Genomic DNA, 16,296 nt, shown 5'->3' with positions numbered 1-16,296 from the left:
ACGCACCTGATAAAAGTGACTTACTCATAGCGATTTAAATCGGAAAAAAAATCTTGAATAGGCGTGTCATATAACTCAGCCAATGCTAATAAGACGCTAATGCGAATACTGTATGTTCCCAATTCCATTTGTGAGATGATTTTTTGGTGGACATCTAGTCCCATAGTTTGCAGTTTGGCGGCAACATTTTCTTGTGATAATCCAGATTTTTGCCTAAATTTTTTTAAATTATGCCCAATAGGGACATCTTGCTTTAACTTATTTTCCATATAATTTCCTCCAATAGAGTATATACACTCTATTGATTTTCTCATATTTTAGTGATACAATTCAGAGTGTATAAACTCTGAAACGAAAATATGGAGGAAAATAATGAAAAAATTTGTAATTGAATTAGATGACACGATTTGCCTATGGCTTGAGCACATTTCGGACTTGACTAATGAGTCAGTTGAAAAACTTATTGCCAACAGTATGTATAATAAAATTATCGCTGTAGAAGATGATATTGTCAAAGCATTTACTTACAGTGGATAAAAAAAGCCTATTTTAAGAAATGAGAAAACTAAAATGGATACACAGCGACTAACAATCAGAAAATTTCAGCCAGACGATTGGCGAGCCATGCATCAATATCTTTCTAAGGAAGAGGTTGTTCAATATTTACCGTATGATGTTTTGACCGAAAAAGAGGCTAAAAAAGAAGCACTTAGGCGCTCAAAGGGAAATGAGTTCTATGCTGTCTGCCTAAAGAGTACAGGTCAGCTGATTGGAAACCTTTATTTTGCAGAGAGAAAGTTTGGTACATGGGAGATTGGTTATGTCTTTAATAGCGAATTTCAAGGCAAGGGATATGCTTTTGAAGCAGTAACAGGTTGTATAAAAGAAGCTTTTGCACATGGTGTTCACCGAATAACAGCACTATGTGACCCACGGAATGAAGCATCTTGGCGGTTAATGGAAAAAATTGGAATGCGCAAAGAAGCCCACTTTTTTGAGAATATGTTTTTTAAAAAGAACCAGCAAGGCAACCCTATTTGGGTAGATACTTTTGAATATGCTATTTTATCTTCTGAATGGAAAGAGAAATAAAGATAAATTTGCTTACTAAATTAAGAAAAATAAGGCAAAATAAAAGCAGGTACGGGAAATTCTTCTCGCTCCTGCTTTAAAATTATAAACAAGTGAAGATTAGTTTGATTATTGCATGCTGTTGGAAGAAGCAGTCGGCAACCCAGAAAGATTATTACCCTCATTGCCGTCTGGGAGAGAGCGGAGATATTCGCTGCCGTTTCGAGTGGCAACGGCAACCCCTCTAATTCCGCCTTGTTTAGCAAGAGCAACACCTTCTTGCTTAGAGAGAACACGACCGTCAGACAACTCATACCCTGAAACTTTTCCTTTTTGCTTGACGAGTCGGGAAATTGCTTTAGCATCGGCATTAGGAACAGGGGTAACGAGGTTAATGTTCATAGGTAGATTACCATATTTGTTCATGTCATTCATGATGAAACTCCTTTGATAAAATATTTAAATTATGAAATTTAATTTTGAAGTTATCCTTATTGTTACGCCGCCCGAATTAAATATGCACGTGAGAGAATAAGAGGATAAAATAAATTTCAATTCTGTGAAAAACTTGCTTTTTTACAGCGAATATTATACAATTTAAATTGAGAAAAAGTGTGCAACTTTATTGCTAGAAAGGGGCTCAATATGACAGATAAAGAATTAAAAGAACTGAAGGTGGCGGCAGCGAAAATCAGACTCGGTATTATCGAGGGCGTGTTTCATGCAAAATCCGGACATCCGGGTGGTTCGTTGTCCTCTGCTGATATTATGACCTATCTTTACTTTAAGGAAATGAATATCGACCCTGCCAACCCCAAAGATGAAAATCGTGACCGTTTTGTTCTTTCAAAAGGACACTGCGCACCCGGACTTTATTCCACTTTGGCGAATCGCGGCTATTTTTCTGTGGATGAGCTAAAATCTTTGCGCCATATTGGGGCTATGCTGCAGGGTCACCCTGATATGAAAGGTACACCCGGCGTAGATATGACTACCGGTTCATTGGGACAAGGTATTTCAGCAGCTGTCGGTATGGCTGTTGCCGGAAAGCTCGACAACAAAGATTATCGTGTTTATGCTTTGCTCGGCGACGGTGAATTGGAAGAAGGACAAGTTTGGGAAGCTGCTATGTTTGCCGGACACAAAAAACTAGACAATCTGTGTGCCATTGTTGATTATAATGGTCTTCAGATTGATGGTCGAATTGAAGATGTTGGCGGTCCTGAGCCTATTGACGAGAAATTCAAAGCTTTTGGTTTTGAAGTCATGAGCATTAACGGAAACTGCTTTAAAGAGATTGAAAAAGCTCTTGATTTTGCCAAGACAGTAAAAGGCAAGCCAGTGGCAATCATTGCCAAGACAAAAAAAGGCAATGGCGTTTCTTTCATGGAAAATCAAGCTTCCTGGCACGGTAAAGCTCCTAATGCGGAAGAATATGAGCTGGCAATGACAGAACTGAAAGCGAATCTAGCAAAGGAGGAACAATAATGGCTGAAATGGTAAATAAGGCAACGAGAGAAAGCTTTGGTGAGGCTATTTCTCAATTGGCTGACACAAATAAAGATATTGTTGTTTTGGACGCTGATCTTGCAGAAGCAACCAAGACAATTATGTTCAAAAAAAATCATGAAGACCGTTTTATTGATTGCGGAATTGCTGAATGCAACATGATTGGCATTGCAGCAGGGCTTTCTACTTGCGGTAAAATTCCTTTTGCTGCTTCTTTTGCGATGTTTGCAGCAGGCAGAGCATTTGAACAAGTCAGAAACTCAGTTGGATATCCGCACCTAAACGTAAAAATAGTCGGTTCACACGCTGGTATTTCTGTAGGTGAAGACGGCGCTACTCATCAGTGCTGTGAAGATATTGCCTTGATGCGTACTATTCCTGGTATGGTGGTGCTGAACCCTTGTGACCATTATGAAATGCATGCTGCCATTCGTGCAGCTGCCGAATACTATGGTCCTGTCTACATTCGTTTAGGACGCTTGCCTGTTGACAGCGTGAATAACAATGATGATTATCAGTTCGAAATTGGCAAGGGAATTACCCTGAAAGATGGTAAAGAAATCACGATTATTGCTACTGGTCTTATGGTGCAAGAAGCACTGGTAGCAGCTGTGAGCCTTGAAAAGCAGGGTATTAGTGCCAGAGTGATTAATATTCATACCATCAAACCTCTTGATCAAGAGCTTGTCATTCAAGCAGCAAAAGAAACCGGAAGAATTTTGACTGTTGAAGAACACAATATCATTGGTGGTTTGGGTGAAGCAGTGGCTTCTTGTTTGGCAGAAAATTATCCTGTACCGATGGGTAGAATTGGTGTAGAAGATACTTTTGGTCATTCTGGGCCGGCAAAAGATTTGCTCAAACAATTTGGACTTTCAGCAGAAAAAATTGAAGAAAAAGTAAAAGCAATGCTGGCTAAATAAATTATATAGAAAGAGGGAAGTGGGATTTCTTGCTTTTCTCTTTTCTTTTTCTCATACCATTTAGCAAGTTGCTGTAATTCAATAAGAATTAAATTATTTTTTTAGTTTTTATGTCATTTTCTCATAAAATAGATGAAAAATGATGCGAAATATGGTAGACTATCTGTTAGATAGATAAAGACGATAAAAGAGCTTTTTATCATATTAAAAAAGAATTTTGCCCGTCCATTTGCACGAAGGAGGAGACAAACTTGAAACAACTCAGAGAAAAAATTTGGTGGAATGGTGTTTTTGACCGTGAGCTAAAAGTATTTGACATTATCATGGAAACAAAGTACGGCACAACCTATAATGCTTATACTATCGTGGGCAGCGAGAAAACAGCGCTGATTGAAACAGCTAAAGAAGTTTTTGTAGAAGACTATATCCGTGAGGTTCAGGAGTTAGTCGGAGCTAATAAGGTGGACTATATTATTGTCAACCATACAGAGCCTGATCACTCGGGCAGTATTGCCAGATTACTGGATTTGAACCCTGAAATCGAAATTATTGGTACCACAGCGGCTTTAAGTAACTTAAAGGAGATTTTGAATCGCTCCTTTAAGTCAAGAGTTGCCAAAGAAGGTGATGAAATTTCTTTGGGAGATAAAACATTGCGTTTTATTATGGCACCCAACTTGCATTGGCCGGATACAATGTTCACTTATATTCCAGAAGAAAAAATGCTGTTTACTTGCGACTCTTTTGGAGCACACTATGGCACAGAGAGCGTTTTGCGCAGTGAAGTGAAGGACGAAGAGACCTATTATGACGCTTTAAAATACTATTTCGATGTCATCCTTAGTCCATTTATTCCTTTTATGCGCAAGGCGATGGCCAAGATTGCTGACCTTGAAATTGACATGATTTGCACAGGTCATGGTCCTATCTTAGACTCTCATATTGGAGAAGTTTTTGCAAGATATAAAGAGTGGACTGCTGAACCTGAAAAAAGAGAGAAAAAACTGGTTGTGATTCCTTATGTTTCGTCCTATGGCTATACCAAACAGATGGCTGTTATCATTGCTGAGGCGGTAGCTTCTCAAGGTGTTGAGGTTCGTTTGTACAATTTAGTGGAAGATGACTGTACAAACCTGAAAGCAGATTTACTGGCGGCTGATGGCATTTTATTGGGTTCACCAACGATTCTTTCTGACGCATTAGAACCGATTCACAAGCTTTGCGCCGATATGCTCCCCATTACACACGGTGGCAAGCAGGCAGCAGCTTTTGGTTCTTATGGCTGGACAGGTGAGGCTGTGGGCAATTTGACGGAACGCTTGAAACAGCTTAGAATGAAGGTTTCAGACGGATTAAAAATTCGTTTTAGACCCAGCGAAGCACAAATTGAGGAATGTAAAGAGTTTGGCACGTCTTTTGCGGCTTCAGTTTTGGGCAAATGAGAGAAAAACGATAGGATTTTAGATTTATAGCAGAAATAACTTGACAATAGTGCTCTCAAATTATATAATTAATGATGTTCTATTGTGAAAGAATAACCCCTGCCTTTTGGCGGATGGGAGGGAAGATAAATGGCTGAGATCAGAATTAAAGATAATGAATCTTTAGACAGTGCGCTCCGACGCTTTAAAAAGCAGTGCGCAAGAGCGGGTGTCATCGCTGAAGTTCGCAAGAGAGAAGCTTATGAGAAGCCCTCTGTAAAACGCAAAAAGAAATCAGAAGCGGCTCGCAAACGCAAATTTAAGTAAGACTTTGCTTTTTGGTTGCGAGGGTTCTGTGCAGGATTTAGCATGTGAATGCTGACCACAAAGTGAGAATGAATTATTTTGGCGGTTAAAAGCGGGCTTTGTGCCCGCTTTTTTAATCATTTGGAGAGTGTAAATGAGTTTTTTTAAACCCAGTTTTATGATGCGAGAGATAACCCAAATTACGCCTGCCATGCTGAAAGGCATGGGCGTTGAGGCGCTTCTTTTAGATGTGGACAACACCTTGGTTTCTTATGTTGAACATGAACCGGTTAAAGGTGCGATTGCGTGGGTTAAGCAAATGGAAGAAGCCGGGCTGAAATTAATCATTGTATCTAACAATTATGCTAGTCGTGTGGGTCCCTTTGCTGACAAATTCGGGCTTCCTTATATCACTTTCTCGATGAAACCACTTCCTTTTGGTTATATCAAAGCTAGCAAATTTTTGAAAGTGCCGCATAATAAGTGTGCGATTATTGGCGACCAAATTTTCACTGATGTGATTGGTGCCAATCTCTGTGGAATGAAATCTATTTTATTAGAACCTGTTGAAATGGAGAAGGGCACGCTGATTGAGTGGCGCAGAGCGGTAGAAAAGAAATTCCGAGATCGATATAAGAATTAGGAGTTAACTATGAACGATGCAGTGATGAACTTAAAAAATGCTCTGCTTCATGGCGATTCACAAAAGGCAGGGCTGATATTATCCCCCGTAAACAGAAGATATTTGACAGGATTTCCTTCTTCTGCCGGAGCGGTCTTGCTGACGGAGGAAGAAACTTATCTACTCGTAGACTTTCGTTATTTTGAAGCAGCTCAAAAAGCGGTAAAACATTGCAAAGTTCTTCGCTTTGATTCACTGAATGAAAAGATTACAGAGCTGTTAAAAAAGCATGTCATAAAAGAAGTCTATTTTGAACAAGAATCTCTGTTCTTAGGGCAATTTAAACGTCTGGAAAAGGCCTGCTATGCAGCTGGCGCAGATGCCATAGATGATGCTACCTTGGACAGAGAGCTGATTAAACTTCGAGCAGTTAAAACACCCGGGGAAATCCGAAAAATTGAACAGGCACAAGAAATTACAGATGCTTCTTTCGAACATATTTTACCATTTATTCGAGAGGGAGCAACGGAAAAAGAAATTGCGCTTGAGATTGAGCTTTTTATGCGAAAACAAGGGGCAGATGGTGTCGCATTTGACCTAATTGTGGTCTCAGGAGTGAACAGCTCATTGCCTCATGGAGTGCCCTCACAAAAGGTAATTCAAAATGGCGATTTTGTCACGATGGATACAGGCGCGCTGTTAGACGGCTATCATTCTGACATGACGAGGACGGTAGCAGTGGGTTCGGTTTCTCCTGCTCAGCGTGATGTTTATGAAACGGTTTTGCAAGCTCATTTGGCGGTCGTTGATAACGTGAAACCAGGGGTTCAATGCTCTGAAATGGATAAAGTGGCAAGAAATATTATTGACGCTAAATATCCCGGTACTTTTGGGCATGGACTGGGGCACGGTGTTGGATTGGATATTCATGAAGAACCTCGTTTTTCAAGATTAGATTCCACAATTTGCAAGCCGGGTATGGTGATAACAGATGAACCGGGGATTTATCTTCCGGGAGAGTTTGGCGTTCGTATCGAGGATATGCTGCTTGTAACAGAAGATGGTTGCCGCAGTTTGACACACTCACCAAAAGAATTAATTATCCTATAATTGTATATCAAAATTGCATTTGACCAATAATAAGTGTTGTAGTAAAAGACCTGCTTGAGATATGTCTTTTACAAAAATCTTCTGCATGAGAAAACCTGTTTATTGGAAAGATAAAAAACTTGAAAAATAAGGATAAATAAGATAGAATAGAATCACAAAAGTTTTGGAGGTATATTTATGATATCCGCAGGAGATTTTAGAAATGGTGTAACATTTGAAATGGACGGAAACGTGGTTTCCATTATCGAGTTTCAGCATGTTAAACCGGGTAAAGGCGCAGCGTTTGTGCGTACAAAAATCAGAAATGTAATCACAGGCTCTGTAACAGAAAGAACCTTTAACCCTAATGATAAATACCCAAGTGCATTTGTCGAGAGAAAGGATATGCAGTATCTTTATAGTGACGATGACTTATATTATTTCATGGATATGGAGAGCTATGAGCAGTTGCCGATTAATGGCAGTGTTATGGGCGACAGCTTCAAATTCGTGAAAGAGAATATGGAGTGCAAAATACTTTCTTATAAAGGCAATGTTTTCGGGGTAGAGCCTCCAAACTTTGTAGAACTGCAAGTATCAGCAACTGAACCCGGCGTAAAAGGCGACACAGCAACTAACGTCACAAAACCCGCTACACTAGAGACAGGTGCTACTATTAAAGTGCCGCTTTTCATCAATGAAGGCGAAATGATTCGTATTGACACAAGAACGGGCGAGTACATGGAACGCGCCTAAAAAAGGAGGAAGTTACATGACTAATTTAGAGAGAGCTGCTTATGTTCGTGGTTTAATGGAGGGTTTGGAGCTTGACCCTAAAGCAAAAGAAACCAAAGTTTTGAATGCTATGATGGAGCTTCTGGAAGGCATCTGTGATTCTATGGAAGAAATCGATGAAACGATTGACACTGTCATCGATGAAATGGATGAAATTGATGAAGACCTAGGCGACGTTGAAAGAGCTGTCTATGGCATAGATGATGAAGACGAAGACGATTGTGGCTGTGGTCATGATCATCACCATCACCACCATCATGATGACGACGAATGGGATGATGTAGAAGATGATGAAACCATTTTTGAAGCAACATGCCCCACTTGCGGAGAATTAATTCCCCTAACGATGGATACATTGGAAGAGGAAAGCATCGAATGCCCTAAATGCGGCGAAACCTTAGAGTTTGATTTCGATGAAGACGATGAAGATTGCGATTGTGGTGACGGCGATGGTTGTCATTGCGGAAGCAAGAAAGAAACAACAGAAGAATAATTTTATTTCACACAAATAAAAGGACACAGTTTTTGCTGTGTCCTTTTTGCTTTAGTTTTTATGTCATGTAGACAGTTGCATGCACTAAGAGCAGCAAAAGAAGATACCCTTAATTTAATTAAGGAATTCTTTTACAATAGCGGCTGCCTCTCTGGCATTTTTTTCGATAGTGGCAAAATCTTTTTCTTCTAATAGCTTATCGGAGCAAATCCAGCTTCCACCGCAAGCAATTACATTAGGAAGTGCCAAGTAATTTCTGACATTTTGAGGACTGATTCCACCTGTGGGCATGAACTTAACATCGGCATAAGGTCCTGAAAGTGCTTTTAGCATGGCAACGCCTCCAACCACTTCAGCAGGGAAAAGTTTAACAGTGGTAAGACCCAATCGAATAGCGGATTCTACGTCAGAAGGAGTAGCACAGCCAGGATAAACAAGAATATTATTTTGGGTGCACCATCTGATTACCTCTGGGTTCGATCCCGGAGAGATGATGGCTTTAGCACCGCTTTTGACAGCCAATTCAGCTTGTGTGACAGTTAAAATAGTACCAGCGCAGACAAACATATTCGGAAAATTTTCTGCAATTTTCCGAATAGATTCTGCGGCTGCCGGGGTGCGAAATGTAATTTCAGCAGCGTGAAGTCCTCCTTTAGCAAGGGCCTCCGCCATGGGAAGAGCAGAGTCAGCATCATTAATTTTAATTACAGGAATAATACCTGTAATTTGCAAAATTTCTTCAATAGTTGGCATAACAAGTTCCTTTCTAACAGAATTCTGCCTTATGATATTTTATGATTAAGAATATTATATATTATTTTAATAGAGAAGACAAGGAAATCAAAACAAACTTGCTTTGCCGTTGACTTTTTGTTGCGAAATACAGTATACTAAAGGGTAGTAATGAAAGCTTTATATGGGATGGTGTCAATGAGAAACGTGCAGTGCAGAGACCTGATTTTTGGTCAGGGATTGCCGAAAATTTGTGTTCCTCTTGTGGGAAAATCCATAGAGGAATTGAAAAAAGAATATCAATACCTGCGTTCTTTGCCTGCTGATCTTGTCGAATGGCGTGCAGATTGCTTTGAGGGAGAAATAGAAGAAGCTTTTTCCGTTCTTTCTGCTTGTAGAGAGCAATTTCCCCTTCTTGTCACCTTGAGAACAGTCAATGAAGGTGGTTCTTGGCAAGGGACAGAAGATGAATATGAAAAGATTCTGAGCCAATGGATTGATTTGGATTTCTGCGATTTGATTGATATAGAATTTTCTTTAGAAGAGAAAAGGATAAAGCGCTTGTTAGACAAAGCGCATAAGAAGAATATTGTAACGATACTTTCTAAACATGATTTTGTAAAAACACCGCCTGAAAATGAGATTTCAGATGCGTTTCGTGCCATGAAAGAGTTAGGCGCTGATTTGCCTAAATATGCGGTTATGCCTCATCAAGCTGAAGATGTGATAAAAATGCTGAGTGCATCCACTAAAATGCAAGGGGAAGTAGGCCCGCTTGTCGCTATTTGCATGGGTCAATATGGAAAGATATCACGTGTCAGCGGGGAGTTTTTTGGTTCTGCAATTACGTTTGCAACGGGCTTGGATGCCTCGGCACCAGGTCAATTGTCTTGTCAAAATGCAAATACAATTTTGCAATTATTAAAGATGGAATAGAAGAGGGATGGTTAAATGAGTGATGATATTGATTCAATCTTGAATTCTTTGTTCCGAAACGGCAAGTTAAATTTAGGACGAACAGAAGAACAAAACATAGATACCGAAAAATCTTTAGAAGAAATGGAGAAAATCAATCAGAGTCTTTCTAAGTCTCTACAAAGTAGCATTGCGGCTCTCACAAAAGAAGTGGAAAGAGAGAACAATACAGAATTGATTTTTCCTGAAGAAAATGAAAAAGTTCATATTGCTGAGTTGCCTAAAGTCAAAAAAGAAGCACAGAGTATGGTGCAGAAATTAAATGAAGATTTTGAAAAAGCTGCTAGTGCGGCACAAAAAATTGTCATTGGGCAAGATGCGTTTATTGAGTCATTATTGTTGGCGCTTAAGCGACCCTATGTAACGGGAATTGAGGGCAATAAGCTGTCAGCTGCCTTGATCATTATGGGGCAAAACGGTACCGGAAGACATTTAACACTTGAAACACTGACACGAGAATTGCACACAAGTGGGGTCTTTAACAGCCCTAAAGTTAGCTATATGGATTTATCAAAATATGCCGGGGTTGATTCAGAAAAAATCTTTGTACAGGATATTTATTCGGCAGCCAAAGAGGATGGGCAAATCCTAGTTTTTGAGAAATTTGAGAAAGCTCATAGTAATATTACAAGCATGATTGGCAATCTGTTTATAGAGGGAAAAGTTTCTTTATCCGGCCGATATGCTGAGCAGAAAGGGATGCTTGTTGATATTGGCACAGCGCTTGTACCGGGTGCGGTTTCTCATATTTCTATGGCAGGGAAATATCTATTTTTGTTAACAGATAAGAGTGAAACTAAAATTTTAGATGCTTTTGGAGCATCATTTCTTAAGGCATGCAATGATATTTGTCGCACAGGAGGATTCTCTTCTTCAGATATTCAAACAATTGCTAGGCGAGAGCTAGAAAAGCTTTGTGATGAAGCCAAAAAAAGATGGTCTTACTCGTTACAGTTTGATGAAAAAGCGATAGAAGTTTTGTCAACTAAATTTGTACCGGATGAGGGTGTCGAATCGCTTCAAACCTATATGCGGATATTGCATAAGGCACTTGCCGAATATCGTCTTCGCCATAACGGTGAAAGAAAAGAAGGCAAAATAAAAGCTGAAAATGCAGATTTGCAGATTGTTTTTGGCGAAGAAATCTTATCAGTCAGCCAATTTGCGGTTGACGTTGATCGAGAGAAAGCCATTGAAAAAGTGAAAGTTGAATTGACAGATATCATTGGGTTAGAAAAAGTAAAGAAATATATTCTTTCCTTAGAAGATAATTTTTTGATTCAGCAGATTCGCCGTGAAAAGGGATTGAAAGCAGATTTTCCTGCTATGCATATGATTTTTACAGGCAACCCAGGAACAGGTAAAACGACCGTAGCGAGGTTAGTTTCTCGCTATTTAAAAGCCATTGGGGTGCTTTCAGGTGGGCAGCTGGTAGAAGTGACTAGAGCAGATTTAGTAGGTAAATATGTGGGACATACGGCTCCCCTGACACAAAAAGCGATTGCCTCTGCACTAGGCGGTGTTTTGTTCATCGATGAAGCATATTCACTATTTCGCGGCAATGATGACAGTTTCGGCTTAGAAGCTATTGATACGTTAGTCAAAGGAATGGAAGATAACCGAGATAATTTAGTGGTTATTTTAGCGGGTTATACGCATGAAATGGAAGAATTTTTAACGGCGAACTCAGGATTGAAATCGCGATTTCCTAGTATTATTGAATTTGAGGATTACACAGCGGAAGAATTATTATTGATTACGAAATCTATGGTAAAAGCCAAGGGATATATTCTTGAAAGCCAATGTGATGCTGAACTGATTCGCTACTTTGATAGAATGCAAAAGACAGGGGATGCAACTACAAACGGGAATGCTCGTATGGCTCGCAACAAATTAGAAGAAGCCATTCTAAACTGTTCTCGCAGGAATATTGCAGCTTTGCCGGAAAATCGTAACCTAGAGTTGATTCAGTTGGAAGATTTTAAATTAGACGAATGATGTTTATAAGAGAATGAGGTAGTACTAAAAAGGATTTTCTTTTTGGTACTACCTTTTTTTATTTTAAAAAGTGTATAAGAGTAAGCTATATTAAATAAGTAAAGTTAAAATACTATACAGTCAACATGTTTATAAGCGTAAATAAGTCAAAAAATAAAAATTTAATTCTAAATAGTAAATTAAATTAAATAAAAAATAATTTTAAAGATAAAAAAGAAAAATAATAGGTTGAATTCTAGCTTTTTGCGAAGAAATCAGTAAAAATATATATAAAGTCAAATTACTTTACAGATAGAGCAAATTTAGAGAAAGATGATAGAAGCAAGGTATATATAAAATTTTAGAACACTGCATTTAGATTTAAATTTGCTTAGTTTAGTTTTTATATTGAACCAATTGAAGTATAAAAACTAAATTTTTGACGAGGAAATCAGCATTAGAGGGTGTTATGTTATGCTATAGTTTGAAATGAATAAGACGAAATCGGTTGAGATAAAGAGACAATAAGTCAAAAATTACTAGTCTGTAACTTATATTTTCGTTAAAAGTAATAAAGAATATTTAATTAAACACATGAATTTAGGCAGTTAATTTTTATATAGAAAAATAACGGTTTGATTTACGAAACACTTTCGAAAATATTAATTGCTAGTATATCGAAATGATAATAATCCATAGTGAATTATCACATAAAAAGATAACTGAAACAAGACACATTGTACAATTTATTGGGAATTTCACGAAAAATATTGCGAAAATCGTTCACTATAGATACAATATGAGTTAAGAAAACGATTTAGTAACGACAGAAACTATCTAAATTCACCATAAATCGTGGGAAAGAGGTGAGACATGAAGGAAGCAGTTTCTTTAAGAGATATTGCAAAGATTTGTAATGTCTCTATCTCAACAGTAAGCAAAGCAATGAATGATAGAGCTGATATCAGCATTTCAAAGAAAGCTGAGATTCAGCGTGTAGCAAAAGAATTAAATTATGTTCCCAATTATATGGCAGCAACTTTGAAAAGCAAGAAAACGAAGAATATAGGTGTACTTCTTTCTGAAAATACGGGAACAAATCTTTTGCATGAGCATTTTGCTCGAATTCTCAATAGTTTTAAAGATACGGTTGAAGAAAGAGGATATGTTATCACTTTTTTGAATGCCAGCAATTCACCAAATCGTCTTTCTTATATGGAACAGTGTAAGTACATGAATTTTGACGGTGTGTTTGTGCCTTGTGCAGACTATCAAAACGAACAGGTGAAAGAACTGCTTGCAGCAGATATGCCGTTGGTAGTAATTGACCATGTTCTTCCCAATCATATCAATATTGCCTCGAATCATTTGGGTGATATGACAAGAATGATGCAGCTTATTTATGACAGAGGTCATCGGAAAATCGCGTTTATACATGGAGAACATAACGAAGTAACAAGGGGCCGCTTAGAGGCCTATCGAAAGTTTATGACCGAACATAATTTACCGATACCAAAAGAATATCTGTATACTTGTCCCTATCGAGACAATGAGAGAGCCAGTGCATTGACAAAAGCTGTATTAGCATTGCCTAATCGACCAACTTGTATTCTCTACCCTGATGATTTAACGGCTGTAGGCGGGCTCACTACAATGCAAGAGGCCGGTTTAGTGATTCCTCGAGATATTTCAATTGCTGGGTATGATGGAATTTCAGTGATCAATATTGTAAGGCCACGTATTACTACTGTGCGTCAGGATACTGTTTCTATGGGGATTCAGGCGGGCAATAAACTAATTGGTAGGATTGAATTTCCAGAAGCAGAGCCAGGAACGATGACTGTAGTGGTAGACGGAATGGTCGAACCAGGTGAGTCAACTGCGGTTGTTAATCAAAGACATAATTGATGGATTCACCATCGATTATATATATTCTTTCCCAAGAATAAATAAGGAGGACTAACATGAAAAAGAGTAGCAAATTATTTAGCATTTTACTTAGCGCACTGATGGTGGGCAGTGTTCTTGCCGGCTGCGGCAGCGACGCAAAAGTTTCATCAGTAGTGGATGAATCCAGTTCAAAGGCTTCAGAGGTTTCTGCCTCAAAAGAGTCTAAAGCAGAATCTAAAGAGGAGGAAACAAAAACTGACGGTTTAGCTTATAAGGGCGAAATCTCAATGATGCATTTCTCTACTTCAGAAGAATCTGAAGGAAATGGTGGTTCAGACGGGTTCCGTACTTCAATCCAAAAATGGAAAGATGCCAATCCTGATGTTACACTAAACGAAACCGTTTTGGCTAACGACGATTATAAACAGAAAATTGCCACTTTGGCTTCTGCCGGTGATTTGCCTGACGTTTTCTTGCTGCAAGGTATGAACACCAAAGCGTGGGCAGCTCAAGGAACTATTCTTGATATGACAAGTATCATTAAAGAATCTCCTTATTATGCTGATTACAACCAAGCTTATTTCACTCCTTTTACAGATGGCGACAAACTTTATGGTCTGCCTGCTTTGACCGGCGGAACCTGTACAGTTGTTGTGTATGATAAAGTAGCATGGAAAGCAGCTGGCTTTGACAAATTCCCAGAAACATGGGAAGATGTGAAAAAAGCAGACGAGTATTTCAAAGCCAATGGCTATGAAGATACACTAAGTTTTGGTAACGGCGGAAAATGGCAGGCCAACTCTAACTTCTTGTCTGTTATCGGCGACCGTTTCACAGGCCCAGAATGGTTCCAGTCTATCATCGATAAGAAGGGTGCCAAATTCACAGATGCAGACTTTGTTTCTTCTTTAAAATTCACACAAGATATCTTTGCTTCCGGTATCTTTAATGACAACTTCAATGTTGTTACAAACGAAGATGCTAGAGAATACTTTATTTCTGGCGAAGCTGCTGCTTTCATCGGTGGAAACTGGGATGTTAGCTATATTAGCGCGACTTTGAAAGAATCAAATGAAGAAGCTTTCAATAACATGGGATTTGCTGTTTTGCCTCAGCCAGAGGGAGCAACAAAATCAACAAACTCTCAGAACATTGGTCTTGGATATGCTGTATCTTTGAATGCTAAATTAGCAGATGATACTGATAAATTAGCCGCAGCAACTGATTTGGCTGAATATGTTACAGGACCTGATTTCTCTACTTATGTAGCAGAAAATTATGCACTAGCTGGCCTAACAAAAATTGATGATGTTGATTTAAGCAAATTTGATCAAATCACACAAGACTTCTACAAATATTCTTATGTTGATACAACTGCTTGTGAAATCTATGACTCTTATGTAAATGCTGCAGTTTGGGACGTTTTGAATACCGAAATGCAAGGTATGCTCAATGGCGAAACAACACCAGAAGCAACTGCAGAAAAAACACAGGCTGCTTATGAGCAAAACTATTAATTCGTGAGAAATTCTGAATAGCAAGAATGGCAGGAGGGGCGACGGCAGCGTCAGCCCCTTTTGTTTCAGAAAGGGAGGTATGTTATGTTATCAAAAAGACCAAAAGCGAGCACAATTATTGCCTATTTGGCGATACCGCTTTTACTTTACATATTTGCAGTGTTTATTCCATTGGTAACATCACTTTTTTACAGTTTTTTTGAGTGGAAAGGCGGACCGAATAAAACATTTATCGGGGTCACTAACTACAAAACGCTTTTAAATGACGACGTATTTTGGCTATCGTTTGGCCATAATATTTATCTCGTGTTGATTTGTTTGATTGGTCAAGTTGGCCTAGCTTTTATTTTTGTAATGATTATCAACACAAGATTCGTAAGACTCAAAGGGGTTCACCGTACATTTGGATTCTTTCCTAGCACAGTATCAGCTGTATCTATTGGTTTCATTTGGACAATGATTTATGACAGCAGACGAGGAATGCTGAACTGGGCGTTGACTCAAATGGGCATGGAGGATAAAACACAGGTCTGGCTCAATAATTCAGAGCTGGTTATGACATTGGTTTCCATTCCACTGATTTGGCAGTATATTGGCTATTATATGATTATTTTGCTTTCAGCTACTTCCGCTATCGACAAAGAAATTTTAGAGTCGGCTGAATTAGATGGAGCAAGTTCCTTTCAGAAAGCGATTCATGTTGTGTTGCCTATGATTAAAAACACAGTAGCAGTTTGTATTGTACTTTGTGTTTCAGGGAATATGAAAGCTTTTGATAACATCTATGTTATGACCAGCGGCGGACCACATAATGCTTCGATGGTTATGGCGATGTATGGCTACCAAATCTCGTTTGCACAGCAGAATATGGGCTATGGCAGTGCTATTTCGGTTGGTATTTTTGTACTCGGTATAGCAGTCGTTGGTGGCATGCAGTTGATTCAAAGATGGATTAGTAGGGACGAGGTGGGATAAG

The 16,296-nt window shown here is 38.8% G+C and carries 18 protein-coding genes; 15 read left to right on the top strand and 3 right to left on the bottom strand.

Features of this window, described 5'->3' with window-relative positions; genetic code table 11:
- Positions 1-20: 20 nt before the first annotated feature.
- Positions 21-269: a helix-turn-helix domain-containing protein gene (locus CS931_RS08535; protein WP_099205352.1), complete on the bottom strand. Its 249-nt coding sequence runs from the start codon at positions 267-269 to the stop codon at positions 21-23.
- Between the two features lie 103 nt (positions 270-372).
- On the opposite strand from CS931_RS08535, the gene CS931_RS12665 reads away from it, so the two are divergent.
- Both CS931_RS12665 and CS931_RS08530 read left to right on the top strand, forming a co-directional pair.
- A complete protein-coding gene (locus CS931_RS12665) occupies positions 373-537 on the top strand; it encodes a hypothetical protein (protein ID WP_159459778.1) in 165 nt (54 codons plus the stop codon).
- Positions 538-570: 33 nt separating this feature from the next.
- Positions 571-1,092 carry a GNAT family N-acetyltransferase gene (locus CS931_RS08530; protein WP_099205351.1) on the top strand — a complete coding sequence of 174 codons (522 nt, stop codon included), beginning with the start codon at positions 571-573 and terminating at the stop codon, positions 1,090-1,092.
- A gap of 108 nt (positions 1,093-1,200) precedes the next feature.
- Here CS931_RS08530 and CS931_RS08525 read toward each other — a convergent pair whose 3' ends face one another.
- Positions 1,201-1,506: a DUF3892 domain-containing protein gene (locus CS931_RS08525; RefSeq protein WP_099205350.1), complete on the bottom strand. Its 306-nt coding sequence runs from the start codon at positions 1,504-1,506 to the stop codon at positions 1,201-1,203.
- 210 nt (positions 1,507-1,716) lie between these two features.
- On the opposite strand from CS931_RS08525, the gene CS931_RS08520 reads away from it, so the two are divergent.
- The 8 genes from CS931_RS08520 (at position 1,717) to CS931_RS08485 (ending at position 8,229) form a co-directional block, all read left to right on the top strand.
- Positions 1,717-2,559, top strand: coding sequence for a transketolase (locus CS931_RS08520; protein WP_099205349.1), 843 nt, complete (start codon positions 1,717-1,719; stop codon positions 2,557-2,559).
- Positions 2,559-3,503 (top strand): transketolase family protein, encoded by a 945-nt coding sequence (locus tag CS931_RS08515; protein ID WP_242964948.1) that lies wholly within the window; start codon positions 2,559-2,561, stop codon positions 3,501-3,503. The genes CS931_RS08520 and CS931_RS08515 overlap by 1 nt, the downstream gene beginning before the upstream one ends.
- Before the next feature lie 251 nt (positions 3,504-3,754).
- Positions 3,755-4,945 (top strand): FprA family A-type flavoprotein, encoded by a 1,191-nt coding sequence (locus CS931_RS08510; RefSeq protein ID WP_242964947.1) that lies wholly within the window; start codon positions 3,755-3,757, stop codon positions 4,943-4,945.
- Positions 4,946-5,074: 129 nt separating this feature from the next.
- On the top strand, positions 5,075-5,251 hold the full coding sequence (gene rpsU, locus CS931_RS08505) for a 30S ribosomal protein S21 (RefSeq protein WP_009060718.1): 177 nt from the start codon (positions 5,075-5,077) through the stop codon (positions 5,249-5,251).
- Between the two features lie 133 nt (positions 5,252-5,384).
- A complete protein-coding gene (locus CS931_RS08500) occupies positions 5,385-5,873 on the top strand; it encodes a YqeG family HAD IIIA-type phosphatase (protein WP_099205348.1) in 489 nt (162 codons plus the stop codon).
- A gap of 9 nt (positions 5,874-5,882) precedes the next feature.
- Positions 5,883-6,962 (top strand): M24 family metallopeptidase, encoded by a 1,080-nt coding sequence (locus CS931_RS08495; RefSeq protein ID WP_200814967.1) that lies wholly within the window; start codon positions 5,883-5,885, stop codon positions 6,960-6,962.
- Between the two features lie 177 nt (positions 6,963-7,139).
- Complete coding sequence (efp, locus tag CS931_RS08490) at positions 7,140-7,697, top strand: elongation factor P (RefSeq protein ID WP_099205347.1); 558 nt, start codon at positions 7,140-7,142, stop codon at positions 7,695-7,697.
- Between the two features lie 16 nt (positions 7,698-7,713).
- Complete coding sequence (locus CS931_RS08485; protein ID WP_099205346.1) at positions 7,714-8,229, top strand: CD1247 N-terminal domain-containing protein; 516 nt, start codon at positions 7,714-7,716, stop codon at positions 8,227-8,229.
- Positions 8,230-8,343: 114 nt separating this feature from the next.
- Here the strand turns inward: CS931_RS08485 and CS931_RS08480 are convergent, their stop codons facing one another.
- On the bottom strand, positions 8,344-8,982 hold the full coding sequence (locus CS931_RS08480; RefSeq protein WP_099205345.1) for a bifunctional 4-hydroxy-2-oxoglutarate aldolase/2-dehydro-3-deoxy-phosphogluconate aldolase: 639 nt from the start codon (positions 8,980-8,982) through the stop codon (positions 8,344-8,346).
- Between the two features lie 150 nt (positions 8,983-9,132).
- On the opposite strand from CS931_RS08480, the gene aroD reads away from it, so the two are divergent.
- From aroD to CS931_RS08455, 5 genes are all read left to right on the top strand, one after another.
- Positions 9,133-9,897: a type I 3-dehydroquinate dehydratase gene (gene aroD, locus CS931_RS08475; RefSeq protein ID WP_099205344.1), complete on the top strand. Its 765-nt coding sequence runs from the start codon at positions 9,133-9,135 to the stop codon at positions 9,895-9,897.
- Between the two features lie 15 nt (positions 9,898-9,912).
- Positions 9,913-11,934, top strand: a complete 2,022-nt coding sequence (locus CS931_RS08470; protein ID WP_099205343.1) for an AAA family ATPase — start codon at positions 9,913-9,915, stop codon at positions 11,932-11,934.
- 852 nt (positions 11,935-12,786) lie between these two features.
- The gene (locus tag CS931_RS08465; protein ID WP_099205342.1) at positions 12,787-13,821 is read left to right on the top strand and encodes a LacI family DNA-binding transcriptional regulator; all 1,035 of its coding nucleotides are present in this window, start codon (positions 12,787-12,789) and stop codon (positions 13,819-13,821) included.
- 56 nt (positions 13,822-13,877) lie between these two features.
- A complete protein-coding gene (locus CS931_RS08460; protein WP_242964946.1) occupies positions 13,878-15,320 on the top strand; it encodes an extracellular solute-binding protein in 1,443 nt (480 codons plus the stop codon).
- Between the two features lie 84 nt (positions 15,321-15,404).
- The gene (locus CS931_RS08455; RefSeq protein ID WP_099205341.1) at positions 15,405-16,295 is read left to right on the top strand and encodes a carbohydrate ABC transporter permease; all 891 of its coding nucleotides are present in this window, start codon (positions 15,405-15,407) and stop codon (positions 16,293-16,295) included.
- Position 16,296 lies beyond the last annotated feature (1 nt).

The organism is Scatolibacter rhodanostii, from assembly GCF_900197595.1.
Taxonomy (GTDB): domain Bacteria; phylum Bacillota; class Clostridia; order Oscillospirales; family Acutalibacteraceae; genus Scatolibacter; species Scatolibacter rhodanostii.
Note: the sequence above shows the minus strand (reverse complement) of the source record. Positions and strands in the feature narration are given on the sequence as shown.